Origin of the sequence: Effusibacillus consociatus (assembly GCF_042652925.1) — a bacterium.
Lineage (GTDB): Bacteria > Bacillota > Bacilli > Tumebacillales > Effusibacillaceae > Effusibacillus > Effusibacillus consociatus.
In genome coordinates, this window is record NZ_JBHSHC010000112.1 from 1 (window position 1) to 25,448 (window position 25,448).

The following is a 25,448-nucleotide window of genomic DNA, read 5'->3' on the forward strand; positions in this document are numbered from 1 at the left end:
GTGCAAGCGCCCGATACGGGGTGTGTGACCACGTACAAGGTAGACGTGATCGGCAATAAAGTGTATATCAACATGTAAGAATCAAACAGCGGGAGAAAGAGCATCGTGAGCTTAAAAGGGCTCACGATGCTTTTTTTCAAGGTTTTTTTCGCCATGTAAGATTATATAACATAATGCGTTGTTGAGTTCTTGCAGTTCTGATACGCTTAAACCAAATCCGTGAAATAAGATTGATTCGCATTTGAAAAAGGAGTTGATCTTCATGGTCGACAGACAAGTGAAAGTAAATCTTCGTATGGGCTTACATGCACGTGAGGCAGTCTTGTTCGTCAAACAAGCTACTCAATTCAAATCCGATATTTTTGTCGAGAAAGGGGGCAAAACGGTCAACGCAAAAAGCATTATGGGCCTCATGTCCCAGGTCATCTCCAATGGATCTGTGATCACGATCCGGGCGAATGGTTCGGATGCGGAAAGAGCTGTCGAAACGTTAGTCGGTATGGTGAGTTGAGAGGGGGCATTCGTATGAACCGTGAACAAGCTCTACAGTTGGCAAAAGAAATCATTCAGTTGGATTTGCTAAGGGATGAACTGTGGGAACAGTTGATTGCCATGTCTGGCTCGCGTGCCCATGAAATATTGAGATCTGTTCAAAACGGGTGCATCGAATTGCCGAATGAACACAATGTATGTAAGGTATCCTGACATAACTGATTGCAGAGGGGGAGCGCTTCCTGCTACTCTAATTCTAGAAACAAACCAGGTGAGGCCTGAGGGGAGGCATTTTTATGGGAGTACTCTATGAAATTGCCAAGAAGATCCGTGATGCCAAATTTCAAAGTCGACAAAGTCATTCCGATGAGATCCGACTGATACTTAAAAAGGGGGATTCGGATGATCGGAGCCCGGGTAATCAAAACATCGCTGGCAGTAGCCATTTCTATTCTCTTAGCGAGAAGTTATGACCTTGATACCCCACATTTCGCAGGAATCATTGCGGTGTTGGCAGTTCAACCTTCGATCTATCGAACGTTTCGGCATGGAATTCAGCAAACCATCAGTGCTGTTTTAGGTGCATCATTAGGAGCATTCGCATTATACGCTGTGGGGGATTCGTTCTTTGTGATGGGAATTGTTGCGCTGCTGCTGATGACTCTCCATGTCAAGATTCGATGGACGAACTCGCTTCTCGTGGCCGTTGTAATTGCGATCAATACAATGGGAACAACACACCTTTCCTTTGCGGAATCCGCATTAAATCAGATGGCATTGGTATTGATCGGGATGGGGATTGGTACCCTCATCAATCTGCTTCACAAACCTGTGCATGAAGTAAGAGCCAGAGTTCTGCTCGTTCAATCAGAAGGAATGCTCAGGGCACTTCTGCATTATATGCACCTTGACTTACAGGAAAATAGAGTTACCCCTTACGCTTCCGTTATGAAGGAACAGATTGAACACGTTCGCGGCTTTATTGAAAAAGGAAAAGAAATTTCAGGATTGATCAGTGAAGATCAGAGGTTTCGTATTTTTCCGCACAAAAATACATTCACGATTTTTCATTCATTCGAGATCATGGTGGAACGAATTCGCGATATGTCAAAAGAACTGCAACAAATTGATCTGACTGATCAGCAGATCGGATTTTTAAAAAAAGCGGTTCGCGTAGCTGCCTGTGTGCAGGAACGAGCGGTCAACGCTAAGATCTCCCACGCGAATCTGGTGAAGCGTGTACTTGAACAACGAAGGATTACGATGTGGATTCCTCAAAAAGTCAGTGCAGACTTTGCGAGCAGGTTAGCCTTTTACAATTTTTACGGATATTTGTTGGAATATGTCCGGGAAATTAGTTCCGAACAAGTCTCACAACACGACATGTTACCGACATTCGAAAGAAAAATACATTTTCCGACCTACTCCAAAGCCATAAATCACGAAATGTTCGTGTCAACGGCGACACACACCAGGCAATGAAGCCTCTGTCCATTGGGTCGGGGCTTCATTGTTTTTTAAAAATCTGATAAGGGGGTGAAACCGACATTCTAAAACGTATTCAATACCAGAGTGAAACAGTAAAACTCGTTAAGAGAGGGAGAAACTAATGAACAAAACAAGCTTTCTAAAGAGCGGACACACACCATCTCTATTCAGTGCATTTCTGTATTTTGACATTAGCTTTATGGTCTGGGTTCTGTTGGGGCCTCTTGCGGTAATCATTATGAATGATTTCAAAATGGATGCGGCACAAAAAGCAAACTTAGTCGCTTTGCCGATCTTGGGAGGCTCAATTCTCCGATTAGTACTTGGCTGGATGACGGATCACATAGGTCCCAAAAAGACGGGGCAGATTGGCATGATTGTAACGATGATTCCTTTATTTTGGGGATGGCAGTTTGCAAACTCCTTATCAGAACTATATTTTGTAGCGTTGCTGTTAGGAGTTGCCGGTGCCAGTTTCGCTGCAGCTCTTCCGCTTGCCAGCCGCTGGTATCCGCCGCAGTATCAAGGCTTAGCGATGGGGATCGCCGGGGCAGGGAACAGCGGTACGATCATAACCACTTTATTTGCGAATCGGATTGCACAACATTATGGCGGCGATTGGCATATCGTTTTCGGATTTGCACTCATTCCAGTACTGCTTACATTTATTGTGTTCTCACTCCTGGCAAAGGACAGTCCGAATCAGCCGGAACCGAAAAAGTTCGCTGACTATGTTCAGGTACTCAAGCAAAAAGACACTTGGCTGTTTTGTATATTCTACTCTGTGACGTTTGGCGGCTTTGTCGGAATGGCAAGTTATCTCACGATTTTTTTCAACGCGCAATACGGATTGAGTCCGGTAAAGGCGGCAGACTTTACAACGTTGTGCGTAATCGCGGGCAGTTTCTTTCGTCCGGTTGGGGGATGGCTGGCGGATAAGGTTGGCGGAATCCGCATGCTCACCATTTTATATGCCGGAGTTGCTTTAATGATGGCAGGAATTTCAACTCTACCTTCTCTCTCCATCACGACGGTAATGCTCTTCGTCGCCATGATGTGTCTGGGAATGGGCAACGGTTCTGTATTCCAGTTAGTTCCGCAGCGTTTCCAGAAAGAGATTGGGGTAATCACTGGAATTGTAGGCGCGGCTGGAGGGCTTGGCGGTTATTTCCTGCCGAAGATTCTTGGAAACATTAAGCTTGCAACAGGTTCTTTTTCACAGGGCTTTCTCATCTTGAGCGGAATCGCCGTTTGTTGTGTTTTGCTCATATTGGTTGTACAGGGTCAGTGGAAGAAAACCTGGATTGGCGAAGGCGGCAGAGTGAGAATTGGACAAATTGAACATGAAATCAGCAAGTAAATGAAATTCGTCCCGTCAATCTGACCTCCTAGGTTGAAGAGACGGGACTTTTCCTTAATTACATATCATCAGTGTGTTAAATTTCGCTAAGGAGAGGAGTGGATTCGTTTGTTGACTATTTGGAAGCGTAACGATTTCGTAGGAGAAACATTAGGAAAACTGGCGGATGGCGATTTGCGGATCAGTTGGTCCGGAACAAATCCAAGCAAACGAAACCATCCGTTCTATCAAATTCTGTATAAAACGATAAATACGTTTCAAAATCTGATTCGGATGGCCAGCAAGACAGCCGGTAATGTAGATTCAAACATGGGTGAGTTATCGATTGTATCGAAAAAAATGGTAGCGGAAGTACACGCCGTCGCGGAGACGATGACCCAATTGGCGACGGGAATTCAAGGTTCAGCCGAAGAGGCAAGCCGTTCGGCTTTGGAGATGGAAAAAATTCAGAATCTGATCAGAACATTGGCAGGTCGCAATGATCAGATTATCAACGTTTGCGTAAACACGGAAGAGGCAGTGGCAGACGGGCAATCGTCTGTCCGGGAAGCGGTTCGATTCATGCAAGAGTTGGAGAAACAAAACAACGAAGTCGCACAAAAAATACACCAATTGGATAACTTGTCGCGGTCAATTTCCTCGATTACGCAAATTATCAATCAGATTTCCGATCAGACAAGCCTGCTTGCACTGAACGCGAATATCGAGGCGGCAAGAGCCGGAGAACATGGCAAAGGATTCTCCGTGGTGGCAGATGAGATCCGCAAATTGGCCAATCAATCGAAGACAGCAACGGAAGAAATTGACGGGCTCCTGCACCAATTGAAAGATCATGTTCAACACGCGGTCAAAAATGTATTTTCCAGTATCGAACTCGCTTCTTCCGGATCCGCCCGGGTGACGGAGGCAAGTGCGGCCTACGACAACATTAATCAGTCGCTGGTTCAAATTACAACTGAAGTCCGAGGCGCTCAAGCAGATATCCGCCATATATCCGGCAGTGCGGATCAGATTACAGACTCATTCAGTCATTCTTCGGCTGTCATTGAGCAAATAGCGGCTGCCAGTCAAGAAGTATTGGCTGCTACGGAAGAACAGCGGAGTAATATGGAAAGATTGGATCGCCTTGTACAGGTTACGGTAAACCGCAACCGAACCTTGATTTCAGTTGTATCCCAGTTCACGCTTCCTGATTTTACTAAAATGAATGAAACTCAAATCGCAATCGAGGAGTTGCTCGAGAAAGCTCTCGAAATTCGAGGTATCATGGTCACTTTAGTTAATTCTGATGATTTGAGAGTGATCAAACAGTTATCTGAAGCTAAGGATCAATCGGAAAAAGAATTCCGGAAGTTGCTCACAAATCTCAAGGGCAGGATGTCCCACGGTCATGAACGAGTCTTATTGGAGAATTTTGAACAGGCATGGAATGATTTTAGCGAAGTCAAAGATACCAATGCCAGATTGATGCTTCAAGGAGAATATCAACAGGCACGACACAATCTGATTACTAACGGGCGCCAGAAATTTAAAAAAGTGATGGATGCAGGCATTAGCTGCTGGGTAGATTCATCACCGGATTGTTAAGAAACTTTACATAGAGTGCCCTGTAAACAGTCACTGATCGCAATAAGTTGGGTCAACGGAGATTCATTTGGCAATGGAGCTTCCAGCCATCAGGTCGGAAGCTTCGTGTCTTAAAGATGTCATAAAATATAACACGTATTAGAAAAACGGAGAAAACAAGAGTGAAAACGGTTAACTGAGAACCCTATGTGTTATATTCCTTCACATTTAACATTTGAAGTTTTCTGACTTTGTGTATAGAATACAGATAAAGAATTAAATGTTAGATATTCTTACATGAACTGAAAGTTGGAGTGAGGGGGAGGCAGGTGCGCGATGAGATTGTTGTTGTAGGTTCTGACAAAAAGCTCGGCGGATGGCTGGAAAGCATATTGACCAAGTGCCCGCTGCATCTGCGATTCCAGCAGATTCCGTCCAGGACAGCATCACCTAAGACCGTTCCTGATCTCTCACGGACTTTCTTCCAATCTTCGACCAAAGCGGTCGTTCTGATGGATGATCTCGGGGAATTGACTGATTGGACAAGAAGCGTTCAGCAGGAACAAAAAGGCCCGGTGCTTTGGGGAGTATCCCAGTTGACCGAGAGCCTGCTCGGAATTGTTGAAAAAGCCGATGTGAAAGGAATCTTGACTCCTGACACTCACTCTGTGACCGCCGCATGTTTGATCAAAATGGCAATTGCAAGCTGGCAGAAGGAGGAAAAGTATCGAAAAATCGCCGATAAGGCTTTGACTGACCTGGAAAATCGAAAACGGGTCGAAAGGGCCAAGGGGATTTTGATGGACCGGTTCGGTTTGTCGGAATCGGACGCTTATCAGCGAATGCGTCAGGAAGCGATGCGCAACCGAAAGAGTATGGTACAAATTGCGGAAAGCATCCTGCTGATGGAAGATCTGAATAATATGTCATCATAACTAACATCATTGGATGGAGGGTGAAAGTATGAAAAAAGTATTGGCGATGCTGCCTCTTGTTCTTCTGTCGGTAACAGGGCAAGCTCTGGCAGCCGGTGCAGAACCAACCGTCAAAGATGCTATTCAGGCGGTTGACGCATTGTGGGTAATTGTAGCATTTGCACTTGTTTTCCTTATGCAGGCAGGTTTTGCTTTACTTGAAGCAGGGGCCACCCGAATGAAAAATGCCGGTCACATTGCAGGTAAAAATGTTCTCAGTTTCGGGATCACGACCCTGGTGTTCTGGGCGATTGGTTTTGCAATCACTTTTGGTTCCGGCAACAGTTTCATGGGTTCAAGCGGTTGGTTCTTGAATGTGGCGGATGAGCAAGTAAATGAGGTGTTTGCATCCCTGGCGTGGACAGACACTCCGCTGGCTGCCAAGTTCCTGTTCCAGGTTGTATTCGCAGGTGTATCCTTGGCGATTTTCTGGGGCGGTATTGCAGAAAGATCCAAATTGATTGTGTACTTTGTATTCGGCGCTATCTTCATCGCTCTTATTTATCCGATTGTCGGTCACTGGATTTGGGGTGGCGGTTGGCTTGCAGCACATGGCAAGCAGGACTTCGCCGGTTCTACAGTTGTTCACTTGACAGGTGCTACAGCCGCTCTCGTGGGAGCCATGTTGTTGGGACCCCGTATCGGCAAATACAACAAAGACGGCAGTGTGAATGTAATTCCGGGTCATAACATGGTTTACTCCGTATTGGGCGTAATCATTCTCTGGTTTGGTTGGTTTGGATTCAATGCCGGTTCTACAATGGCAGCAAACGGAACATTCTTCCCGTATGTCGCTTTAACAACGAACCTGGCGGCAGCGGCAGGTGCTGTAGCGGCTTTGCTCACAGTGTGGGCAGTTCTTGGCAAACCGGATATCAGCTACATGCTCAATGGTGTTTTGGCGGCTTTGGTTGCAATTACTGCTTCCTGTGCATTCGTTAAGCCATGGGCTGCGGTTGTAATCGGAGCAGTTGCGGGTATTTTGATGGTATTCTCCTACCTCTTCTTTGATCGGGTAGTGAAAGTTGACGATCCGGTTGGAGCGTTTTCGGTTCACGGCGTAGCAGGTATCTGGGGAACACTTTCTACAGGATTTTTCGCGGCACCTGATCTGGTTGAGAAGTTGGGAGTTGGCAAACCGGGCTTGTTCTACGGCGGCGGCTTCCATCAGCTCGGTGTGCAGGCAATGGGCGTGGCTTCCGTATTCGCCTTCGTTTTCATCGCTTCGTTCATCGTGTTGTATCTGCTTAAAGTTACAGTTGGTATTCGCATCAGCCGTGAAGAAGAGATCATCGGACTGGATGTCAGCGAACATGGTACATCGGGATACCCGGAACAACTTCCTAATGGTGGTACCTATACCAAAGCTGAGGCTCTTTAAAAATAACAAAGTTCAAGAAGGCGCTGGGGCAACTTCGGTTGCCCCGTTTGCCTATTTTAGAGAAAGAAATAACTTCGTTGCAGGGGGGGAGAGTGACGTCATGATTACTGCTGTATCGGACACCCATCTCACTTTTCTTGTCCGGTTGCTGCTGAGTATTTTGCTGGGGGGTGTGCTGGGATGGGAACGGGAACGGAAAAATAAATCGGCAGGTTTAAAAACCCACATTCTTGTTTCCGTATCCGGATGCCTGTTGATGTGGCTCTCTACCTATTCGTTTACTGAGTTTACGGAACATCCGAACGCAAGATTTGACCCTGCGCGTTTGGCTGCGCAGGTCGGAGGAGGTATTGGAGGATTTCTTGCAGCCGGTATTTTTCTGCGCAGTGATAAATTTGCAATCAGTGGATATTCGACCGCCGCAATGCTGCTTTTGGCCATGATCATAGGGTTCTCGGTTGGAAGCGGACAATATTTCGTCTCCGTCGTGACTGTAGTGGCTGTTATTTTGTGTATGGTGTGGATTCCTCCAATCCAGAAGCGAATCCACAAGCCGCAGCGGAAACAGCTGACATACGTTTCTGTGGATCGACCGGGACTGCTTGCCGAAATTGCCTCGCTGCTAGGGGCGCAGGGGATTAATATCACCGATGTCTCCATGCAGGCGGATGACGATGTGGTGACGACTACGATCGAAATTTCTTGTTCTTCCAATCAGAATTTGGAAGGACTTCTTGAAACCATCTCGAATGTAGACAGTGTTTTATCCGTGAGTTTGGAATGATCGGTGACAAGGATGTGATTGGGTGCAGCCTGACTTGGAGTCAATGTTGACACAGATCAAGAACCAAGTTAACAGTGTGAATGACGTGGGGGAACTGCGCGCGATACATGACCGGATGCCGGAAGTGGCTTTTCAATTGAAGGCAAATCTGATTGATTCTGCCGAAATTCTTTCATTTGTTAACAGGTGGCACGATAAGCTGACTTCTCGAGTAATCCAATTGGTCCTTGCGACAATGGAACAAGAAGGCTGGGGTCCTCCTCCATCCCCTTTTTGCTGGCTGTTGCTTGGAAGCGGAGGACGCGGGGAACAAACCCTGCAGCCGGATCAAGATAACGCCATCCTGTACCTGGAAGAGCAGTCCGGCCAAAAGGATAGGGGAAAGGCTTATTTCCAGACGTTGGCCGAGAGGGTTGTCGGAAGTTTGGCCGAAATTGGGTACCCTTACTGCCCAGGCTATGTAATGGCGACCAATCAGCGTTGGAATTTATCCCTTTCAGATTGGAAACAGAAAGTAGAAGGATATTTATCCTATCCGGATTGGGATAATGTTCGTTTCTTAATGTTGATTGGGGATATTCGCCCCCTGCACGGTGACTTGGAAATCGCAGCACAATTTCGCGACTGGTTTATGGAACAAATGAAGGAGCATTCCTTCGTCCATTGGCAAATTGCCGATCACGGATTGTCACACAAAGTGGGGTTGGATTTTTTTGATCGCTTTCGGGTTGGGCGATGGGGGGAACATACCGGTGAATTGAATATAAAGGAAGGCGGCTATTTGCAAATTGTAAATGCCACAAGACTTTGGTCGCTGGCGCATCGAATCCATGCTGCTTCGACCGTGGAACGCATCAAGCTGCTTCGGGATCAGCAAGTGTGGAAAAACGAATTGGCTATACAGGTGATGAAAGCTTTGCATGTGTTCTTGCGCTACCGGCTATGGAGCAATTATGTGACTCCCGACAAACTGTCTGAATCCGAGGCATTTGAGCTTAAAGAGGCAATGACCACCGCGAGATATCTGCAAAAATTGACAGCCAAGCAATTTCGTAAACCGAAGTGAGTGAAGCGTGATGGACCCCAATCGACTTGGATTTTTTCGCCGTTTCTTAAAGTTTAACGAGGTGCCGGTATCGACATCCGACTCCCAGAGCGAGATGCAAGCAGAAGCTCTTATCCGTCATTTATTGAAAGAGGCAAGAACGAAAGAAGCATGGGACGTCCCTTTGCTTGAGACTCGTTTTGTTGTCGTCGATACGGAAACGACTGGTTTTAACCCGAATACGGATGTCCTCATTGCAATTGGCGCCATCGAGATGATAGGGGATCAGATTGTTCCCGCGCGAACCTATCATTCCTTAATTCGTCCGGAACCGGAAAGGATGATTCCGCCCGTTGTTGTGAAGTTGACGGGGATACGGAACGAAGATGTGGCGACCGCAGCGGAACTGAGCAAAGTCCTTCATGAGTTTTTGGACTTTGCAAAAGATGCCGTGTTGGTGATGCATCATTCCAGCCATGATGTCCGCTTTTTGAATGCGGCCCTGTGGCTGAAGTCCCGAACCCATTTGACCCATCGGGTGATCGATACTTTTGATGTGGCAAAGTGGCTTCGTCCAAGTTTAAATCAATATGGACTTGATGAACTTCTTGCGACCTATCAAATTCCGGTAGAGGGCCGGCACACGGCGTTAGGAGATGCAAGAATGACGGGACAGCTATGGAAGCTGCTGATCCACGAGTCAATAGAAAAAGGAGTTTCAACATTGGGAGATTTGTATGAACAGATTGTACTCTCCAAACGGTAGTGTCCGGGGGAAAGCCCCGGATTTATTTTTTGGTTGCAGGGAGAAAATTTGCGTCATATACTTTGAGTAAGTACTCAATCGTTGAGTGAGTGCTCAATTCCCTAAACCACTGCCCCTAGATCCGCCATGTGAGTTTTCTTCCGATACCTGAGAATTTGAAAGTGGGAACCAGGGGAAAAGTTTTGGAGGTGCCATATATGCAAAATTCGGCGGTTGTAAGCGTTGAACAGCTTGAACAGCAGTTTGGCAAACGGAAAGTACTTCATAAAATCTCTCTTGACCTGCAGAAAGGGGAAATCCTGGGGTTGCTGGGGCCGTCCGGTTCAGGAAAAACCACGCTCGTTCGGGCAATAGCGGGCATAGGGGAGTTTACAGGAGGAGAGGTTACGGTTCTCGGATTCAAAATGCCATCATTAAATGTGATTCGCCGTATCGGGTATATGGCTCAAGCGGATGCGCTGTATCAGGATTTAACCGGGACGGATAATTTGAATTTCTTTGCCGAGCTGTTTGGGGTCCCCCGTTCCAGAAAAAAAGAGCGGATTGAGTATGTTTTGAATTTGGTGCAATTAACGGAGCATGCAAAACGTCCGGTTCATACTTACTCGGGCGGAATGAAACGGCGCTTGTCCCTGGCCATCGCGCTGCTCCATGAACCGGAAATTTTACTGTTGGATGAGCCGACGGTCGGGGTTGACCCGATTCTTCGGAAGGATTTCTGGCAGGAGTTTTCGCAGCTCCGGAAAAAAGGGGTTTCAATCCTCATCACCACCCATGTCATGGATGAAGCGGAGCATTGTGACAGATTGGGACTCATCCGGGAAGGCCGGCTGATTGCTTTGGGAACTCCGGAAGAATTGAAAAGAAAATCGGGAGCCCAAACGATTGAAACAGCATTTCTCCACTTCGGAGGTGCTGCCCTGTGAGAATTGTGTCATTGGCGAAGCGGCTCATAAAGCAAATCGTTCGGGATAAAAGGAGCATTGCACTTTTATTTATGGCTCCATTGGTTGTGCTGTGGTTATTGAGTGTCGTATTTACTACAAGCGAAACCAAGTCTGCGATTGATGTCGTAGGCGCACCGGCCTTATTTTTAGAAAAAATGAAAGAAACGGATGCATCCGTTGAAGCCGTTTCGCTCGAAGAAGCCAGGAGAAGGCTGGCGGACGGAGAGACGGATGGGTATATTGAATTCGCCCCGCCAAAGGTCAAAGTTGTTCTGGAGGGATCTGATCCGATCGCCAATCAAGCAGTTGTAAAAACCGCACAGGAATCGCTGATGAAGTTTTCTCCCGGTAATGCGGTATTGAAAAATGTGGTAGACGTTACCTACTTGCATGGAGGAAGTTCATTATCCCTGCTGGACTATTTTGCTCCGGTACTCATTGGATTTTTCATCTTTTTCTTTGTGTTTCTCATTTCAGGGGTCTCTTTCCTGAGGGAAAGAACGGGAGGTACACTGGAGAGGATTTTGGCCACTCCAATCCGCCGATACGAAATTGTGCTGGGGTATTTTTTAGGGTTCGGGGTGTTTGCCGTTTTGCAAACAACGCTCGTACAATGGTTTGCGCTTGAGGTAATTGAAATCCGCTCGGCAGGCAATTTTGGGTCAGTGCTTCTGATAAACATTCTGGTAGCCACCGTAGCGCTGTCACTTGGCAGCCTTTTATCCGCATTTGCCAGAAATGAGTTTCAAATGGTGCAGTTTATTCCGGTTGTGGTGGTCCCGCAAATATTCTTCAGCGGATTGTTCGATCTGAGGGGGATGCCTGAATGGGTACTTTGGATCACAGAGTCGCTTCCTTTGACTCAAGCAGCAGATGCGTTACGCGGGGTTATGATTCGCGGTCAGTCCTTGGGAGAAATTCAACTGCCGCTATGGGTCTTGCTTGGATATTCGGCGCTTTTCCTCACATTGAATGTATTGGCATTGCGTCGATATCGAAAAGTTTGATCAGCAAATAGCCACTTCCGACTCGTTTCGTAACGGTTTGCTTTCGAAATGGAACGGGAACTTGATGGTTCCCCCAACAAAACAAGCATGAAATTCTACATTTCAGAAAAAAAAAACGACATCTTACGATTTTTTGAGTCAAATGTATGATCTTTTTTTTAAAATGAACTGTAATTCAGAAATGTTATACAAAGGAACGAAATTAATTTCTAACGAGTGGAGAGGAATTGGATGCAGGTCATCTTTATGGGATTGCCAGGTGCAGGCAAAGGAACCCAAGCAGAAAGAATCACAGAAAAGTTCGGTATTCCGCATATCTCCACCGGTGACATCTTCCGTGCCGCTATGGCGGAAGAAACACCGCTCGGCCTTAAGGCAAAGGAGTATGTTGAAAAAGGGCAGCTTGTTCCTGACGAGGTTACAATCGGTATTGTCCGTGAACGTCTAAGCCGTCCGGATACCAAAGAAGGGTTCTTGCTGGATGGATTCCCCAGAACAGTTCCTCAAGCGGAGGCATTGGAGCAAGTTCTGGAAGAAATGAACCGGGAGATCAACCACGTGATTCATCTCAACGTGGATCGGGAAAGGTTGTTGTCGCGTCTCACAGGCCGGAGAATCTGCCGTTCTTGTGGCTCTGCCTATCATGTGATTTTCAATCCACCCAAAGTGGAAGAAAAATGCGATAAGTGCGGCGGAGAATTATATCAGAGAAAAGATGATACCATAGAAACTGTTGCAACCCGTCTTGATGTCAACATTCAGGAACAAAAGCCATTGCTTCAGTTCTATGATGTGAAAGGTCTGCTTCGCACGATCGACGGGGAAGCAAATATTAATGAAGTGTCCGAACAGATTTCAAGCGTCCTTCGGGATATTCTATAATTTGCTGCAAGTAACAATAAATCACTTTCCGGAAAGGGAATGGAGGTATTCGTTGTGACAGTGAAACTAAACGAACAAGAATTGATTCCGGTTTTATCCACCGAAAATAACCTGGTAAGCTATGAAGAAGCTTATAAGAACTTTAAGTGGGAAGATGTTGAAAAGGAATTCTCTTGGTCGAAAACGGGAAAGGTCAATATTGCGTATGAAGCGGTTGACCGTCACGTAGATGAAGGCCGTGGGGATAAAGTCGCGCTTTTATTCAGGGACGCAATCCGGGAAGAGTCTTACACATTCACTCAAATGAAAGCCCTTTCAAACAAGTTCGGCAACGCTTTACGTTCGCTTGGCATCAAAAAAGGAGATCGCGTTTTCGTGTTCATGCCGCGTTCCCCGGAACTCTATGTTTCCTATATCGGTTCCGTCAAAATCGGAGCGATTGTCGGTCCGCTGTTCGAAGCGTTCATGGAAGCGGCCGTCAAAGACCGTTTGCTGGATTCCGAAGCGGTCGCCATCATCACGACTCCCGCTCTGAAAAGTCGTGTTCCGGTATCCGAACTGCCGGCCCTGAAGCATGTGATTCTGGTCGGTGCGGAAGGGGAACTGGGTGAAAAGGAACTGAGCTTTGAAAATTTGATGGCCGAGTCTTCCGACGAGTTGGATATTGAGTGGGTGGACCTAGAAGACGGCATGCAGCTTCACTATACTTCAGGTTCCACCGGTAAGCCGAAAGGCGTTCTGCATGTTCACAACTCCATGATTCAGCACCTGCAAACCGGGAAATGGGTGCTTGATCTCAAACCGGGTGACATCTACTGGTGCTGTGCAGATCCCGGCTGGGTCACTGGCACCGTCTACGGCATGTGGTCTCCGTGGCTGAACGGCGTCACCTCTGTAGTTCGGGGCGGACGTTTTTCGCCGGAAGACAGTTACCAAACACTTGAAAAGTATAAAGTGACCGTTTGGTACTGGGCTCCAACCGCATTCCGGCTGTTGATGGCTGCCGGTGACGACCTAGTGAAAAAGTATGATCTGTCCGCAGTCCGCCATATTCTATCTGTTGGAGAACCGCTTAATCCGGAAGTGGTTCGTTGGGGAATGAAGGCATTCGGAAAACGCATCCATGATACTTGGTGGATGACAGAGACCGGTGCTCAATTAATCTGCAACTATCCGTCCATGCCGATTAAACCGGGCTCCATGGGGAAGCCGATCCCCGGTGTCTATGCGGCGATCGTGGATGACGAAGGAAATGAACTGCCGCCCTATAGAATGGGGAATCTGGCAATCCGCGCCCCATGGCCTTCCATGATGCGTCAGATTTGGAACAACCGGTCGAAGTATGAAGAATACTTCCGCTTGAAGCCGTGGTACATTTCCGGTGACTCTGCGTATAAAGACGAAGACGGCTACTTCTGGTTCCAAGGCCGTGTGGATGATGTGATCAACACTTCGGGTGAGCGTGTGGGGCCGTTTGAGGTGGAGAGTAAGCTTGTTGAACACCCGGCGGTAGCGGAAGCAGGTGTTATCGGTAAGCCCGATCCCCTCCGCGGTGAGATCATAAAAGCGTTCATCTCTCTTCGTGCAGGCTATCAGCCATCCGAGGAGTTAATTAAAGAGATTCAGGAATTTGTGAAAAAAGGACTGGCTGCTCATGCTGCACCTCGCGAAATTGAGTTCCGGGACAAGCTGCCAAAGACTCGTTCCGGGAAGATCATGCGCCGTGTATTGAAGGCATGGGAGTTGGGCTTGCCAACCGGTGATCTGTCAACTTTGGAAGATTAATAGGGAGGGGGGCATAAGCCGATGAATGAAAAAAGTCAAATCGCCGATCCAGCACCACTTGGCCTAGCTGCTTTTGCACTGACAACTTTTGTATTGAGCTTATCGAATGCCCATTTAGTTCCTTCTAGTATTTCTCACCTGTTCTTGACACTAGGTCTGTTCTATGTCAGTTTGCTGGGCTGTAAAGCGATTATCCCGGAATACGTCCGGAAATTGCAAACACCATGATCGAATTGGGCAGTACTTTTACTGAAAAGGTAGATACCAAAGCCACTCTGCAGGAGGCTTTGGAGGAATATAAATAACTGAAATAAACAAGCCACTTCCTCAAGATGGATAGATTGAGGAAGTGGCTTTTGCAATGTGCTCGTCTTGAATGAGTTCGGCCAAACTTAGGAAACATAGTAGTTGTCCGTTGTAGTACACAGATCATTTTTCGAAAAGAGGGTGTTGGCATATGAAAATTGCCCTGTGGGTTGGCCTTGGATTGGCAGTGGTTATCGTGCTGTTTTTACTGTTCCGCAAACAAAAGTTTACGAAGGTTCCCTATTACAGATCCAAAAAAGATTAACTTTGGCTTTGCAGGGCTTTTAACAACTGCAGTTCCTGCAGGGTTTGCAGCAGATCTTGTCCTTGTTGCTGCTGTTGGTTTTGCTGCTGCCGCCGGTTTGGTTGACGCCGATGCTGTTGATTTCCCATCTGGGCATCCTGCTGCATTTGATTCTGTTGGTCAGGTTGTTCTTGTTGTTTGCCTTGTTGGGGATTTCCAGATTGGGACATCTGCTCTATCAGTTGAACCATCTGCAGTTGCTTCAAGAGTTCGTTTGAGTCGGCTCCTCTGAGAAGTTCAAGCAGGGCCACCTGCTGCAGCACATTTTGCTCCTTTTGCTGGCTCCTTTGACCTAATTTCACTACCCCGCGTTTGTTTTTTTGCTCATTGCCCTTTGTAAGCATTTCTACCAATTGCATCTTTAACAGCAGATCTTGATCTGAAGTCTGGTTCTGCTGAACTTGGGTTTGCGCCTGGTCTGCCGATTGCAGTTGAACAGAGTGCGCCTGAATGGTGACGGGCGGATCGGACTCGACAGCCGGTAAAAAATCTTGATTGGAATGGCTCTCCAAAAGTTGATTCAAATAATCCGCATTTTTCTTGTCTGTACAAACAAACGCTTCCTTAGAACCTGCATCAATCACGAAGAAATTTCCCGATCCAAAGCTGTCTTCCAGCTCGATCGCCCCTTTTGCGTTCTGGAGTTCATCTTGCTCTTTGGAGCTTAAGCTGAGTTTTGGAATTTCGCCTAAGATGGCAAGTGCAACCTGTCGGGACACGCGGGCCCCTTTCATCGCTTTTACGATTGAGTCATGCATAAGGGCGTAGAGTGGAAGCGATAACGTTTGACACGTACGGCCGATGAAACCTTCTTTCATTAGACTCCCATCCTTCCATTTCAACTCTTGCCTTAGATTTCCCGTCATCCGTTTCCCTGATTCTGTTATAAGACCGGTTGTTTGTATGAATTTCTTCCTGTTCTGGAAAGATATGCATAGATGTTTGGCGGCGACACGGAGGTTTGTCCATGGATGGATTCCAGAAGAAGAGGCTGCAATTTCCTCTATAGCGATTATCGCCCCATTTTCCCGTGTCAATAACCGGTATTGCAAACTTCACGATTCCTCGTTTTAATATGGGGAATGCAATTCGGGTTCTGCGTTATCCGATCATTATCTTGGCGGGGACGCTGGGACTTTACGGAATCACAGTCGCGTTATTGGCGATTCTGATTCATCTTACGAGCCTTCCTTCGTTTGGAGTTCCGTATTTCACCCCTGTGGCTCCGCTTACGTTCGGGAATTTAAAGGATGTGTACGTGTTCCTTGGTGGAACATGAACTTGCGACGGTGGTTGAAAGGGTCCAAGCACCTTCTGCGTGTACCGGGAGGACAGAAGCCCAGTCGAAACGGAGCAAAGGCCGAACGGGGGAAGAATAGATGTTCGTTCAAGAGAAAATAACCGGTTCACAGTTGGGCTTGTTGTTGATTCCGTTAGTGATTGCTACAGAAATCTTATCTGTTCCTGCGACAATGACAGGAGTGGCCAAGCAAGATGCCTGGTTAGCGGTAATTCCTTCGTCCGTGACCGCATTCTGGAGTGTTATGGTTATGACCGCATTGGCAAATCGGTATCCCGGAATGACAATTGTTGAATACAGTACGACAATCCTCGGAAAATGGATGGGGAAATTGTTGGCGATCTATCTGGCTTATAATTTCTTTACGTTCAGTGCAGGGATTCCTCGGTTCGTGATCGATTTCCTCAATGTTGTCGCATTGCCTAAGACTCCACCCGCTGTACTGTCGGGAGTGATGCTGGTTATTTGCGGGATTGCCGTATTCGCCGGGATCGAAGTGATCGGATGATGCGGGCAGTTTCTTGTCCCCTTGGGAATTATGACCTTTGTCCTGATTTGGGTGTTATCATTGCGGGACATGGAATTCGCCCGCCTGCAGCCTATTTTGAGTGAAGGAATTCGTCCGGTAATCACCGGGGCTGTCATACCGTCCGGATGGATGGGGGAAGTTTTTGTGATCGGCTCCCTGCTGATTGCGGGAGTTGAAATACCCAGCCCCATCACCCCGCTCCGAATGGTCTTTGAACCAATCGGAAAAATGATATGCAAAAGTGACAGAAAGGTGACAAGGGCATCCTTAGTGTGATTCCGTATCATGATTCCAGGAAGGGGGCGAGCTTCGTGGAGAGAATTATCGGCTATCAACTGTTTGCTACAACGCTGTTATCTCAGATTGGCAGTACGATAATCTTTGGCTTTGCTTCACCTGCCGGTCGAGATGCGTGGATTGCAGCGTTGCTATCCAGCTTTTTAGGGTCGTTCGTCCTTATATTGTATACTGCATTGATGCGTCTGCAACCAGGTTTGACTCTCGTCCAATGGTTCCCGGAACAATTCGGTCGTTGGCCGGGGAGGGTGATTGCATGGCTTTATCCTCTCACATTCTTATATATTGGCGGACGGGTTTTGCGTGATTTTGGGGATTTTATATCACTTACAATTTTACCCCGTACCCCTCTTGCTGTAACTATGGGTACGTTAGTGATGTTAATCGCTTTTATTCTGTATCACGGTATAGAGAATTTCGCACGGGCTGGAGAGTTCTTACTGCTTGTGGTGTTGCTGTTGTACATTGGTGAGGTGATCCTGCTTCTTAGTTCAGACATCGTACATCCGGAGTTTCTGCTGCCTGTCCTGGAAAAGGGGTGGGGGGATGTTTGGAAAGCTGTATGGCCGCTCGGGGTGACCGTGCCCTTATGGAGAGACGATTGTGTTTGGGATGATCTGGACATTGGCAAATGAACCGGGGCGGGTGATGAAGATCACTTTGCTTTCGGCTTGTTTATATGGGATTCTTATTGCATCTGCCAACATATGGAAATTACAATTTTTGGCGAAAACCTATTTAAACGCTATATCTATCCGCTGTATTCCGTTCTCCCGGAAGTAAGTGTGGCAGATTTCGTGGAAAATCTGAATCCCCTCGCTGTGGTCTATATGTGTACTATGGTGGTCTTTAAAGTAGGAATCTTTATGTTCGGAGCAATTCGCTGGATACGACAGTTGACAGGGATGAAAAGTGAGCGTTGGCTGATTATTCCTGCAGCGATTCTCGTCCTTATATCAGCAATCTACATGGCAGAGAACGTAGCTCAACACGCCTATGTCGGTCTGAAAATTGTGCCGAACATTGCATGGATTCCCTTATTCTTGGTCTTGCCTGTTCTGCTGCTGTCCGTGATTTTGATTCGGAGAAGAAAGGCATGATATGATATATTATTGAGTAAGGACTCAATCATGCATCAGAAAGAATCGACCGGAGGTTTACAAAATGAAGGACAAATCCACACGACAATCACCCATCCATACAAATGAGTTGGCCGATATCGATTTTAACCCGGACACTGAATTGACGGAGAAGCACTGGCAGATTCTCGAAGCGGCCATTCGCGTGTTTTCCGAAAAAGGATTCAGCGCCAGTCGAACGAGCGAGGTGGCCAAAGAGGCCGGCGTATCGGAAGGGACCATTTTTAACTACTTCAAGACAAAGAAAGATCTCCTTCTGGGCATGCTTATCCCGCTGTTTGTCAGATTCTTTCGTCCTTTTGTATTAAGCGGTGTCGAGAAAATCTTTAAATCGCGAACAGACCGAAGGATTGAAGATGTATTGGCGGATCTGATGCGAGATCGAATTCGCCTGGCACAAAATAATCTGCCCCTGATTAAGACGGTTGCCATTGAGGCTGCGTTCCATCCCGAATTGTTGCAGCCTATCAAGGAGAAAGTGCTTCCGAAGGTAATCGGGATCGGAACCAGGTTTATTCGTGAAGAAGTGGAAAAGGGAACGCTTCGCGATGTGGACTCCGTATCGGCCTTGAGAATTTTGATGAGCATGATAGCTGGCTACGTTGTACTTCGAAACGTGGCTCCGGAGGTATTTGGGCAGGAGGATGAGGAGGTAGAAATTCAGCGGATGGTGGAGATTTACCTGAACGGAGTTAAGGCGAAGGACTAATGCCGGTACTTTTTGCCCTTCACAGCGAGCCCCTTCCCGTGCTACCTTACTAAGGTGGAAAAAATTAAGGAAGGCCAGCGGAGGGTTGTATGACTTCTGAGGTGAAATCATCATTTACAATTGATACGGATTCGATCCTTAAAGGGCTGAATCCTGAGCAGAAAAAAGCGGTGGAAACAACGGAAGGACCCCTGCTGATTCTTGCCGGGGCGGGCTCGGGCAAAACAAGCGTAATGACCCGGCGGATAGCGTATCTGATGGGGCACCATAAAGTGCAGCCTTGGAATATCCTTGCGATTACCTTTACGAATAAAGCGGCGAAAGAAATGAACGAACGTGTGGAGAAACTGGTTGGGGAAGCGGCCAGCGACATTTGGATGAGCACATTCCATTCCATGTGTGTGAAGATTCTGCGGCGGGAAGCTGAGAAACTCGGCTATCAGAACAATTTTTCCATCCTGGATCCGGAAGACCAGATGGCTGCAATCAAGCAGTGTATGCTGGACCTCAACTATGACATGAAGAAGTTTGAGCCTTTCTCGGTACAGTGGAAAATTTCCGCTGCCAAGAATGAACTGCTCGGTCCCGACGAGTTTAAAAAAATGGCCGGGAAGTCTTTGCTTGATTCGGTGGCGGCCAATGTGTACCGGGAATATCAGCATAAACTTAGCGGCATCAATGCGTTGGACTTCGATGACCTGATTTTTAAAACCGTTCAGCTGTTTGAAGATCAACCGGATGTGTTGGAAACGTACCAAGAAAAGTTTCAGTACATACATGTCGATGAATATCAGGATACAAACCGTGCGCAGTACAAGTTAGTCAATCTTCTGGCGAAGAAATACAGAAATCTTTGTGTGGTCGGGGACTCTGACCAGGCGATTTATCGCTGGCGGGGGGCGGACATCTCCAATATTCTCAACTTTGAACGGGACTATCCCGAAGCCAATGTCATCATGCTGGAACAAAACTACAGATCCACCAGTACCATTCTGGACGCGGCCAATGCGGTAATCCGCAATAATACACAAAGGAAAGACAAGAATCTGTGGTCGGCGAAAGGACAGGGTGAGAAGATCTCCATCTATGCGGCGCTTGATCAGGCAGATGAAGCGGCGTATGTGGTGGCAAAGGTCCAGGAGCACGTGGGCAATGGCGGACAATTTCGCGATTGCACCGTTCTGTACCGGGCCAACGCCCAATCCCGGGCGATCGAGGAAGTGTTCCTGCAAGCGGCGATTCCATACAAGATTCTTGGCGGAATGACGTTTTATGACCGGCGCGAAATCAAGGATGTCATGGCCTATTTAAAGGCGATATCAAACCCGCAGGACGAGATTTCTTTACTGCGGATCGTCAATGTTCCAAAGCGGAATATTGGGGAAGGGACCCTTAAGCGGCTGCTTGATTTTGCTCATGACAACAGCTTGACTCTGCTGGAAGCGATGGGCAAAGCGGAACAGGCAGATCTCGGTGCGAAGGCGACCGAAGCGGTGAAAAAGTTTCATCTGCTGATGACAGATCTTCACTTTACACAAGAGGGACTGTCGGTCACCGAGTTTCTGCAGGAAATGCTGAGGCGGACCGGGTATCGGGAAATGTATGAGTCAAGCCCGAAAGAAGAAGACAAGAACCGGCTTGAGAATATTGATGAGCTTCTGACCGTCACACGGGCGTTTGACAAGCGCCGCCGGGGCACGTTGGCCGATTTTTTGGCTGAAACCTCGTTGTTATCCGATACGGACAAAGAAACAGGGAAAAAAGATAATGCGGTGCACATGATGACCATGCATGCATCGAAAGGGCTTGAGTTTCCAGTGGTATTCGTTATTGGGGCGGAGGAGACGATTTTTCCGCACAGCCGCTCGATGGATACCACTGGTGGAATCGAAGAAGAACGAAATCTGTGCTATGTGGCGATCACAAGAGCGCAAGAGAAGCTGCATATTACGTACTGTACGGAACGCACCATTTTTGGGCAGCTGCAAATGAACGATCCCTCCCGCTTTTTGGATGAACTGCCGGAAGAACTGGTTGAAAAATCGGGCTCTGACTTCCAAGTGGTTCCCCGGTGGGAAATCGGCCTGCGTGTCCGCCATCCACAGTGGGGGATTGGGGTGATTATGGATATGACCGGAAAAGACGATGAATTGGAACTGGAGGTTACTTTCCAGTCCAGACACGGAACAAAAAAAGTAAAACCGAAGACGACAAAGCTTCGGGTTATCGAAAAGTAAGCCGCGTTTTCGATGAGAATTTGTTCTGGCCCTCGGATTATTGGGCCAGTCTTTTCCTATCGCCACCGGCACTGCTGCCGAGATGAGGACATCTGCTTTTTTATGCGGCACCGATTGATATCAAGTAGTCGATGCTCAGTTTCGCGCTTTCAAGAGGGGAAAGACGGCTGAAATCCTGCTCTACAAAGTAATACTGCACCCCTACATCGCGGGCAATCGGAAAGACGGACCGGTAATCAATAATCCCGCGCCCTACTTCCGTAAAGTCGCCCTCTCGGTCCATATCTTTTACATGTATAAGTGGAACTCGCCCTTTATAGGAATTAAGGGTCATCGCGGGGTCAAGCCCGGCCTTTTTCACCCAGAACAGATCAAGCTCGAGCTGCAGGACATTGGCACTCACACTATGCAATAAACGGTCAAGAAGGTACATTCCGCCAATTTTTTCAAACTCGAAAGCATGATTATGATATGCCAATTGAAGGCCGTATTGCCGGACCTCTTTGCCGATCTTTTGAATGGACGAAACGAGTGTGCGGAATTCCTGTTCGTTGGTAAGCTGCTCTCGGCCGACAGAAGGGATGACAATATATTTTCCACCGATGGTGAGGCTGTATTTGATTTGGGCGATCAATTCCTTTTCCAGTGTCTGCATTGCAACGTGGCTCGAGACTCCCTGCAGGCCAAAATCATCTAAAGCTTTCTTCATTTCATCTGCCGGAATACCGTAATAGCCGGCAAACTCCACGGTTTGGTATCCCATTTCCGCTATTTTCCCAAGAGTTCCGAAAAAATCCTCTACCAGTTCGTCGCGCACGGTATAAAGCTGGAGACCCGGAGGAATCTTGGACTTCTCCATCCAGTTAACAAGCCTGGGAGATTTCATCTGTTCTCCTGCATCCTCCTCGATTTGAAACATCAGTTTGTTTCCGAATTACGAATTCTTTATTTTAATTGCCGAATGACATAATCCGCTGTACGAATCGCGAGGGCGATCGTGGTCAATGTCGGATTGGCCGCTCCGGTAGATGGCAATACGCTGTTGTCGGCGACGTAGAGACCGGATACACCGAAAATTTCTCCATACCGGTTCACTGCCGCATTGGATCCGTCATCACCCATGCGGCAGGTTCCCGACTCATGGAAGTCAAGTCCGGGCGGGTTCAGGCAGATGGGCGGTTGGCCTTCCTTTGAAATCAAACGGGCCCCGATGGCTGAGGCGACCCGCTGCATATCTTTCGTCATTTGTCGAATGACCGCTTGATCTTTTTCACTATAAGAAAAATTTACTTGAATCTCAGGCACCCCATATTCATCCTGCCTGCGCGGGTCGAGGAAGACCTGGTTTTCAAAGCGTGATTCGACCTTCCCAAAGCCTTGAAAGAAGATCTGCCATACGTCCTGTAAAGGTTTTTCTTCATACGGTTGATACCACAAATAGGTTCCAGGCCCGTAAATCTGGAACTGATAAGGACGTACTTCCGTCTGGGGGATCAAAATTCCGAGTGTCCCCAATACCTCCGGAAGCTCCCGGCGGCTTATTTGTCCTGTTGCGATAATAAATGAATGGTTGGCCAGGTAATGGCCGACGGATCTTCCCTGAATCCCCGAATGAAGCAACAGGCGAGGGGTTTCAAAAGTGCTTCCCGATAAAATGACTCTTCTGGTTTTCAGAAAATACGATTTTTTCTCGGGTGACATCACCTGAAGCCCCGTCACTTTCCCTCTTTCGGTGTGAACCCGGACGGCGCGGGCCATCACCGCCAAATCGAACGGACGCCGGTTTAAGGCAGCAGCAAGGAAATTGATCGAACTGAAAAAAACATTGGAATGGATCTCACCATATTTTGTTGTTTGAAGGTCGACGGCTACCGGATAATCGTCGGCTTCGGGAAAACCGTTTTCACGAAGGCGCTGGAGCAGCAGTTGGGTGATCGAAGACCCTTTGGTATAAGCCGAAGTGACGTTCATGATCTGTTCGGCAATGCTGTAGTACAGCTTCATTTCTTTGCCGGTCACAGGCCATTTCCCGGTCTCGGAAACAGGCATGCGGGGACTGACTGCAGTCCAGAACAACGTCCTTCCCCCGAGAGCGAAAACTTGTTTCGCGCCTGAAAATTGAGGGAGGATTCTGCCGATCGGTTTCGATATTTTGGGGTTTTGGAAATATCTTAAAAAGCGCCTGCCATTCATTGTAGGAATATTATGTGCATGTGTCGGCAGCAAGAGGTCCCCCGCTTCGACCATTCCGATCCGTCTGCCGTTTCGCCCCCATCGCTCGCACAGCCTCCAAAGAACGGCTCCTCCACCAGCCCCGCTGCCGACGATGAGGACGTCATAATCCGTTTGTTCCATTTGCTCGAGCGAAGTGAGGGGAATCCAGTGGTCCAAGTATTTTGTTGGCGGTTCAGGCGGGCAAGGGAAAATGGGTGTCAATATCGGCACTTCCTTTCGAACAAATCATGATTTCGCGAAGACGCTGTGATCCTTTATAATACTTATTTCAATTGATGGAGAATATGATCTGCCGTGCGAAGGGCCATAGCTACCGTCGTCAATGCCGGATTGGCGGCTCCGACAGTAACCAAAATGCTGCTGTCGGCCACATAGAGGCCGGACACGCCGTGAATTTGGCCATACCGGTCGGTTGCGGAAGTCAAAGGATCATCCCCCATGCGGCAGGTTCCCATATCGTGGAAAACCTCCCCGACCGGCTGCAGGCAAATAGGCGCGGAGCCGATTGAATTGAAGGGAACTCTCATGGCTGAGAAAGTTTGCTTCATCCCCTCCGCTATATGGAGGATGACTGCTTTGTCATTTTGGCTATAGGCAAAATCGATTTGGATCTCGGGTACCCCGTATTCATCCCGTCTGCGGGGATCGAGATAGACTCTGTTTTCAAACCGCGGTTCGACCTTGCCAAAACCGTATAAAATGATCTCCCATTGTTCCCGCAAAGGTTTTTGTTCAAAGGGCTGATACCAGTCAAATGTTCCCGGACCGTGAATTTCGATCTGAAAGGGACGAGCCTCCGTCTGCGGGATTAAAATTTTCAGTGTCCCCAAAACCTCCGGAAACTCCTGGCGGCTTATCATTCCTTTGGCTCTTACAAAAGAATGATTTACAAGATAACGACCAATGGCTGGTCCACGGATTCCGGAGTAAAGAAGAAGGCGCGGGGTTTCAAACGTACTGGCCGACAAAACGATGGTTTTGGCTTTAATAACATACGATCTTTTATCCGGTGACATCACTTTGACGCCGACCGCTTTTCCTCTGTCGGTAAGCACTTGGACAGCACGTGCCTTCACTGCCAGATCGAAAGGGCGAAGGTTGAGGGAAGAAGCCAACAAATGGAACGAGCTGAAAAATACATTCGAATGAATCTGGCCATATTGCGTTGACTCAAGGTCGACCGCCATCGGGACATCCATTGCTTCGGGAAAACCGTTTTCACGAAGGCGCTGGAGCAGCAGTTGGGTGATCGAAGATCCTTTGGTATAAGCCGAAGTGACGTTCATGATCTGTTCGGCGATATTGTAGTAGAATCGGATCTCTTCCACCGGGATCGGCCATTTTTGCATCTCAGCATCATACATGCGGGGGGAGAAGGCTCCCCAGAACAAGGTTCGGCCTCCCAGCGCAAATATTTGCTTCGCACCAGGAAATTGAGGAAGCGGTTTCGATACTTTAGGGCTTAACAAATAGTTTTCCAAACGTCGGTTGCTCATCGTGGGAATGTTTCGTGCATGTGTCGGCAGCAAGAGGTCTCCCGCTTCGACCATACCGATCCGTTTGCCGTTTCGTCCCCATCGCTCGCACAGCCTCCAAAGAACGGCTCCTCCACCGGCCCCGCTTCCGACGATAAGGACGTCATAATCCGTTTGCTGCATTTTCTCCAAAGATGTCAGAGGTATCCAATGATCCAGATAATCCGGCGGTTCCTCTGGCGGACAAGGGGGAAGAACGGTCTGCCTGAGAGGCACAGCTGTAGAAGGGATGTTTATTTTTCTGCCGGCTATGATCAGATCAGGACTTTGAATGTGTGGATTGAAAGCGAGGAGATCCTTAAGTTCGAGATGATATTTTTGCGAAATAAATCTGAGGGTTTCTCCGTCTCTACCGAAATAGAAATACATGGTTTCACATC

General features: G+C 47.7%; 24 protein-coding genes and 2 pseudogenes. 22 read left to right on the forward strand and 4 right to left on the reverse strand.

The genetic code is table 11. The annotated features are described in order from the left end of the window. Positions 1–262 precede the first annotated feature (262 nt). The 16 genes and pseudogenes from ACFO8Q_RS14790 (at position 263) to ACFO8Q_RS14865 (ending at position 14,705) form a co-directional block, all read left to right on the forward strand. Positions 263–511 carry an HPr family phosphocarrier protein gene (locus ACFO8Q_RS14790; protein WP_380026585.1) on the forward strand — a complete coding sequence of 83 codons (249 nt, stop codon included), beginning with the start codon at positions 263–265 and terminating at the stop codon, positions 509–511. A gap of 14 nt (positions 512–525) precedes the next feature. Next, on the forward strand, positions 526–705 hold the full coding sequence (locus ACFO8Q_RS14795) for a hypothetical protein (protein ID WP_380026586.1): 180 nt from the start codon (positions 526–528) through the stop codon (positions 703–705). A 189-nt stretch (positions 706–894) separates the two neighbouring features. After that, on the forward strand, positions 895–1,974 hold the full coding sequence (locus ACFO8Q_RS14800; RefSeq protein WP_380026587.1) for an FUSC family protein: 1,080 nt from the start codon (positions 895–897) through the stop codon (positions 1,972–1,974). A 127-nt stretch (positions 1,975–2,101) separates the two neighbouring features. Beyond that, a complete protein-coding gene (locus tag ACFO8Q_RS14805) occupies positions 2,102–3,340 on the forward strand; it encodes a nitrate/nitrite transporter (RefSeq protein ID WP_380026588.1) in 1,239 nt (412 codons plus the stop codon). 108 nt (positions 3,341–3,448) lie between these two features. Beyond that, positions 3,449–4,927 (forward strand): methyl-accepting chemotaxis protein, encoded by a 1,479-nt coding sequence (locus ACFO8Q_RS14810; protein ID WP_380026589.1) that lies wholly within the window; start codon positions 3,449–3,451, stop codon positions 4,925–4,927. 308 nt (positions 4,928–5,235) lie between these two features. Continuing rightward, entirely contained in the window at positions 5,236–5,841 is a 606-nt protein-coding gene (locus ACFO8Q_RS14815; RefSeq protein WP_380026590.1) for an ANTAR domain-containing response regulator, read from the forward strand. A 28-nt stretch (positions 5,842–5,869) separates the two neighbouring features. Further along, the gene (locus ACFO8Q_RS14820; protein WP_380026591.1) at positions 5,870–7,261 is read left to right on the forward strand and encodes an ammonium transporter; all 1,392 of its coding nucleotides are present in this window, start codon (positions 5,870–5,872) and stop codon (positions 7,259–7,261) included. Between the two features lie 100 nt (positions 7,262–7,361). Continuing rightward, positions 7,362–8,045, forward strand: coding sequence for an MgtC/SapB family protein (locus ACFO8Q_RS14825; protein WP_380026592.1), 684 nt, complete (start codon positions 7,362–7,364; stop codon positions 8,043–8,045). Between the two features lie 22 nt (positions 8,046–8,067). Continuing rightward, positions 8,068–9,111, forward strand: coding sequence for a DUF294 nucleotidyltransferase-like domain-containing protein (locus tag ACFO8Q_RS14830; RefSeq protein WP_380026593.1), 1,044 nt, complete (start codon positions 8,068–8,070; stop codon positions 9,109–9,111). A gap of 10 nt (positions 9,112–9,121) precedes the next feature. Next, a complete protein-coding gene (locus tag ACFO8Q_RS14835) occupies positions 9,122–9,856 on the forward strand; it encodes an exonuclease domain-containing protein (protein WP_380026594.1) in 735 nt (244 codons plus the stop codon). 178 nt (positions 9,857–10,034) lie between these two features. Next, a pseudogene (locus tag ACFO8Q_RS14840) lies at positions 10,035–10,082 on the forward strand (hypothetical protein); the annotation flags it as partial. Positions 10,083–10,125: 43 nt separating this feature from the next. After that, on the forward strand, positions 10,126–10,782 hold the full coding sequence (locus ACFO8Q_RS14845; protein ID WP_380027014.1) for an ABC transporter ATP-binding protein: 657 nt from the start codon (positions 10,126–10,128) through the stop codon (positions 10,780–10,782). Next, positions 10,779–11,810, forward strand: coding sequence for an ABC transporter permease (locus ACFO8Q_RS14850; RefSeq protein WP_380026595.1), 1,032 nt, complete (start codon positions 10,779–10,781; stop codon positions 11,808–11,810). The genes ACFO8Q_RS14845 and ACFO8Q_RS14850 overlap by 4 nt, the downstream gene beginning before the upstream one ends. A gap of 231 nt (positions 11,811–12,041) precedes the next feature. Next, the gene (locus ACFO8Q_RS14855) at positions 12,042–12,692 is read left to right on the forward strand and encodes an adenylate kinase (RefSeq protein ID WP_380026596.1); all 651 of its coding nucleotides are present in this window, start codon (positions 12,042–12,044) and stop codon (positions 12,690–12,692) included. Positions 12,693–12,746: 54 nt separating this feature from the next. Further along, a complete protein-coding gene (acsA, locus tag ACFO8Q_RS14860) occupies positions 12,747–14,477 on the forward strand; it encodes an acetate--CoA ligase (protein ID WP_380026597.1) in 1,731 nt (576 codons plus the stop codon). Positions 14,478–14,498: 21 nt separating this feature from the next. Continuing rightward, on the forward strand, positions 14,499–14,705 hold the full coding sequence (locus ACFO8Q_RS14865) for a GPR1/FUN34/YaaH family transporter (RefSeq protein ID WP_380026598.1): 207 nt from the start codon (positions 14,499–14,501) through the stop codon (positions 14,703–14,705). A gap of 339 nt (positions 14,706–15,044) precedes the next feature. Here the strand turns inward: ACFO8Q_RS14865 and ACFO8Q_RS14870 are convergent, their stop codons facing one another. Beyond that, positions 15,045–15,905 (reverse strand): hypothetical protein, encoded by an 861-nt coding sequence (locus ACFO8Q_RS14870; protein ID WP_380026599.1) that lies wholly within the window; start codon positions 15,903–15,905, stop codon positions 15,045–15,047. A gap of 257 nt (positions 15,906–16,162) precedes the next feature. Between ACFO8Q_RS14870 and ACFO8Q_RS14875 the strand changes: the two genes are divergently transcribed. The 6 genes and pseudogenes from ACFO8Q_RS14875 (at position 16,163) to pcrA (ending at position 21,298) form a co-directional block, all read left to right on the forward strand. Continuing rightward, entirely contained in the window at positions 16,163–16,366 is a 204-nt protein-coding gene (locus ACFO8Q_RS14875) for a spore germination protein (RefSeq protein WP_380026600.1), read from the forward strand. Between the two features lie 100 nt (positions 16,367–16,466). Next, positions 16,467–16,895, forward strand: a complete 429-nt coding sequence (locus ACFO8Q_RS14880) for a GerAB/ArcD/ProY family transporter (RefSeq protein ID WP_380026601.1) — start codon at positions 16,467–16,469, stop codon at positions 16,893–16,895. A gap of 60 nt (positions 16,896–16,955) precedes the next feature. Next, positions 16,956–17,192: a hypothetical protein gene (locus ACFO8Q_RS14885; protein ID WP_380026602.1), complete on the forward strand. Its 237-nt coding sequence runs from the start codon at positions 16,956–16,958 to the stop codon at positions 17,190–17,192. A 35-nt stretch (positions 17,193–17,227) separates the two neighbouring features. Beyond that, positions 17,228–18,313, forward strand: a pseudogene (locus tag ACFO8Q_RS14890) (GerAB/ArcD/ProY family transporter). A gap of 64 nt (positions 18,314–18,377) precedes the next feature. Continuing rightward, positions 18,378–19,061: a TetR/AcrR family transcriptional regulator gene (locus ACFO8Q_RS14895; protein ID WP_380026603.1), complete on the forward strand. Its 684-nt coding sequence runs from the start codon at positions 18,378–18,380 to the stop codon at positions 19,059–19,061. A gap of 89 nt (positions 19,062–19,150) precedes the next feature. After that, positions 19,151–21,298: a DNA helicase PcrA gene (gene pcrA / locus ACFO8Q_RS14900; protein WP_380026604.1), complete on the forward strand. Its 2,148-nt coding sequence runs from the start codon at positions 19,151–19,153 to the stop codon at positions 21,296–21,298. 100 nt (positions 21,299–21,398) lie between these two features. Here the strand turns inward: pcrA and ACFO8Q_RS14905 are convergent, their stop codons facing one another. The 3 genes from ACFO8Q_RS14905 to ACFO8Q_RS14915 form a co-directional block, all read right to left on the reverse strand. Continuing rightward, on the reverse strand, positions 21,399–22,217 hold the full coding sequence (locus ACFO8Q_RS14905) for a sugar phosphate isomerase/epimerase family protein (protein WP_380026605.1): 819 nt from the start codon (positions 22,215–22,217) through the stop codon (positions 21,399–21,401). A 26-nt stretch (positions 22,218–22,243) separates the two neighbouring features. After that, complete coding sequence (locus ACFO8Q_RS14910) at positions 22,244–23,734, reverse strand: GMC oxidoreductase (RefSeq protein ID WP_380026606.1); 1,491 nt, start codon at positions 23,732–23,734, stop codon at positions 22,244–22,246. Between the two features lie 62 nt (positions 23,735–23,796). Next, positions 23,797–25,437, reverse strand: a complete 1,641-nt coding sequence (locus tag ACFO8Q_RS14915) for a GMC oxidoreductase (RefSeq protein ID WP_380026607.1) — start codon at positions 25,435–25,437, stop codon at positions 23,797–23,799. Positions 25,438–25,448: the final 11 nt, after the last annotated feature.

Excerpts from the sequence above, each read along its gene's own strand:
- ACFO8Q_RS14790 (WP_380026585.1), top strand. The coding sequence starts at position 263 with ATGGTCGACAGACAAGTGAAAGTAAATCTTCGTATGGGCTTACATGCA.
- ACFO8Q_RS14795 (WP_380026586.1), top strand. The coding sequence starts at position 526 with ATGAACCGTGAACAAGCTCTACAGTTGGCAAAAGAAATCATTCAGTTG.
- ACFO8Q_RS14800 (WP_380026587.1), top strand. The coding sequence starts at position 895 with ATGATCGGAGCCCGGGTAATCAAAACATCGCTGGCAGTAGCCATTTCT.
- ACFO8Q_RS14805 (WP_380026588.1), top strand. The coding sequence starts at position 2,102 with ATGAACAAAACAAGCTTTCTAAAGAGCGGACACACACCATCTCTATTC.
- ACFO8Q_RS14820 (WP_380026591.1), top strand. The coding sequence starts at position 5,870 with ATGAAAAAAGTATTGGCGATGCTGCCTCTTGTTCTTCTGTCGGTAACA.
- ACFO8Q_RS14825 (WP_380026592.1), top strand. The coding sequence starts at position 7,362 with ATGATTACTGCTGTATCGGACACCCATCTCACTTTTCTTGTCCGGTTG.
- ACFO8Q_RS14835 (WP_380026594.1), top strand. The coding sequence starts at position 9,122 with ATGGACCCCAATCGACTTGGATTTTTTCGCCGTTTCTTAAAGTTTAAC.
- ACFO8Q_RS14855 (WP_380026596.1), top strand. The coding sequence starts at position 12,042 with ATGCAGGTCATCTTTATGGGATTGCCAGGTGCAGGCAAAGGAACCCAA.
- ACFO8Q_RS14865 (WP_380026598.1), top strand. The coding sequence starts at position 14,499 with ATGAATGAAAAAAGTCAAATCGCCGATCCAGCACCACTTGGCCTAGCT.
- ACFO8Q_RS14870 (WP_380026599.1), bottom strand. The coding sequence starts at position 15,905 with ATGAAAGAAGGTTTCATCGGCCGTACGTGTCAAACGTTATCGCTTCCA.
- ACFO8Q_RS14875 (WP_380026600.1), top strand. The coding sequence starts at position 16,163 with ATGGGGAATGCAATTCGGGTTCTGCGTTATCCGATCATTATCTTGGCG.
- ACFO8Q_RS14880 (WP_380026601.1), top strand. The coding sequence starts at position 16,467 with ATGTTCGTTCAAGAGAAAATAACCGGTTCACAGTTGGGCTTGTTGTTG.
- ACFO8Q_RS14895 (WP_380026603.1), top strand. The coding sequence starts at position 18,378 with ATGAAGGACAAATCCACACGACAATCACCCATCCATACAAATGAGTTG.
- pcrA (WP_380026604.1), top strand. The coding sequence starts at position 19,151 with ATGACTTCTGAGGTGAAATCATCATTTACAATTGATACGGATTCGATC.
- ACFO8Q_RS14905 (WP_380026605.1), bottom strand. The coding sequence starts at position 22,217 with ATGTTTCAAATCGAGGAGGATGCAGGAGAACAGATGAAATCTCCCAGG.
- ACFO8Q_RS14915 (WP_380026607.1), bottom strand. The coding sequence starts at position 25,437 with ATGTATTTCTATTTCGGTAGAGACGGAGAAACCCTCAGATTTATTTCG.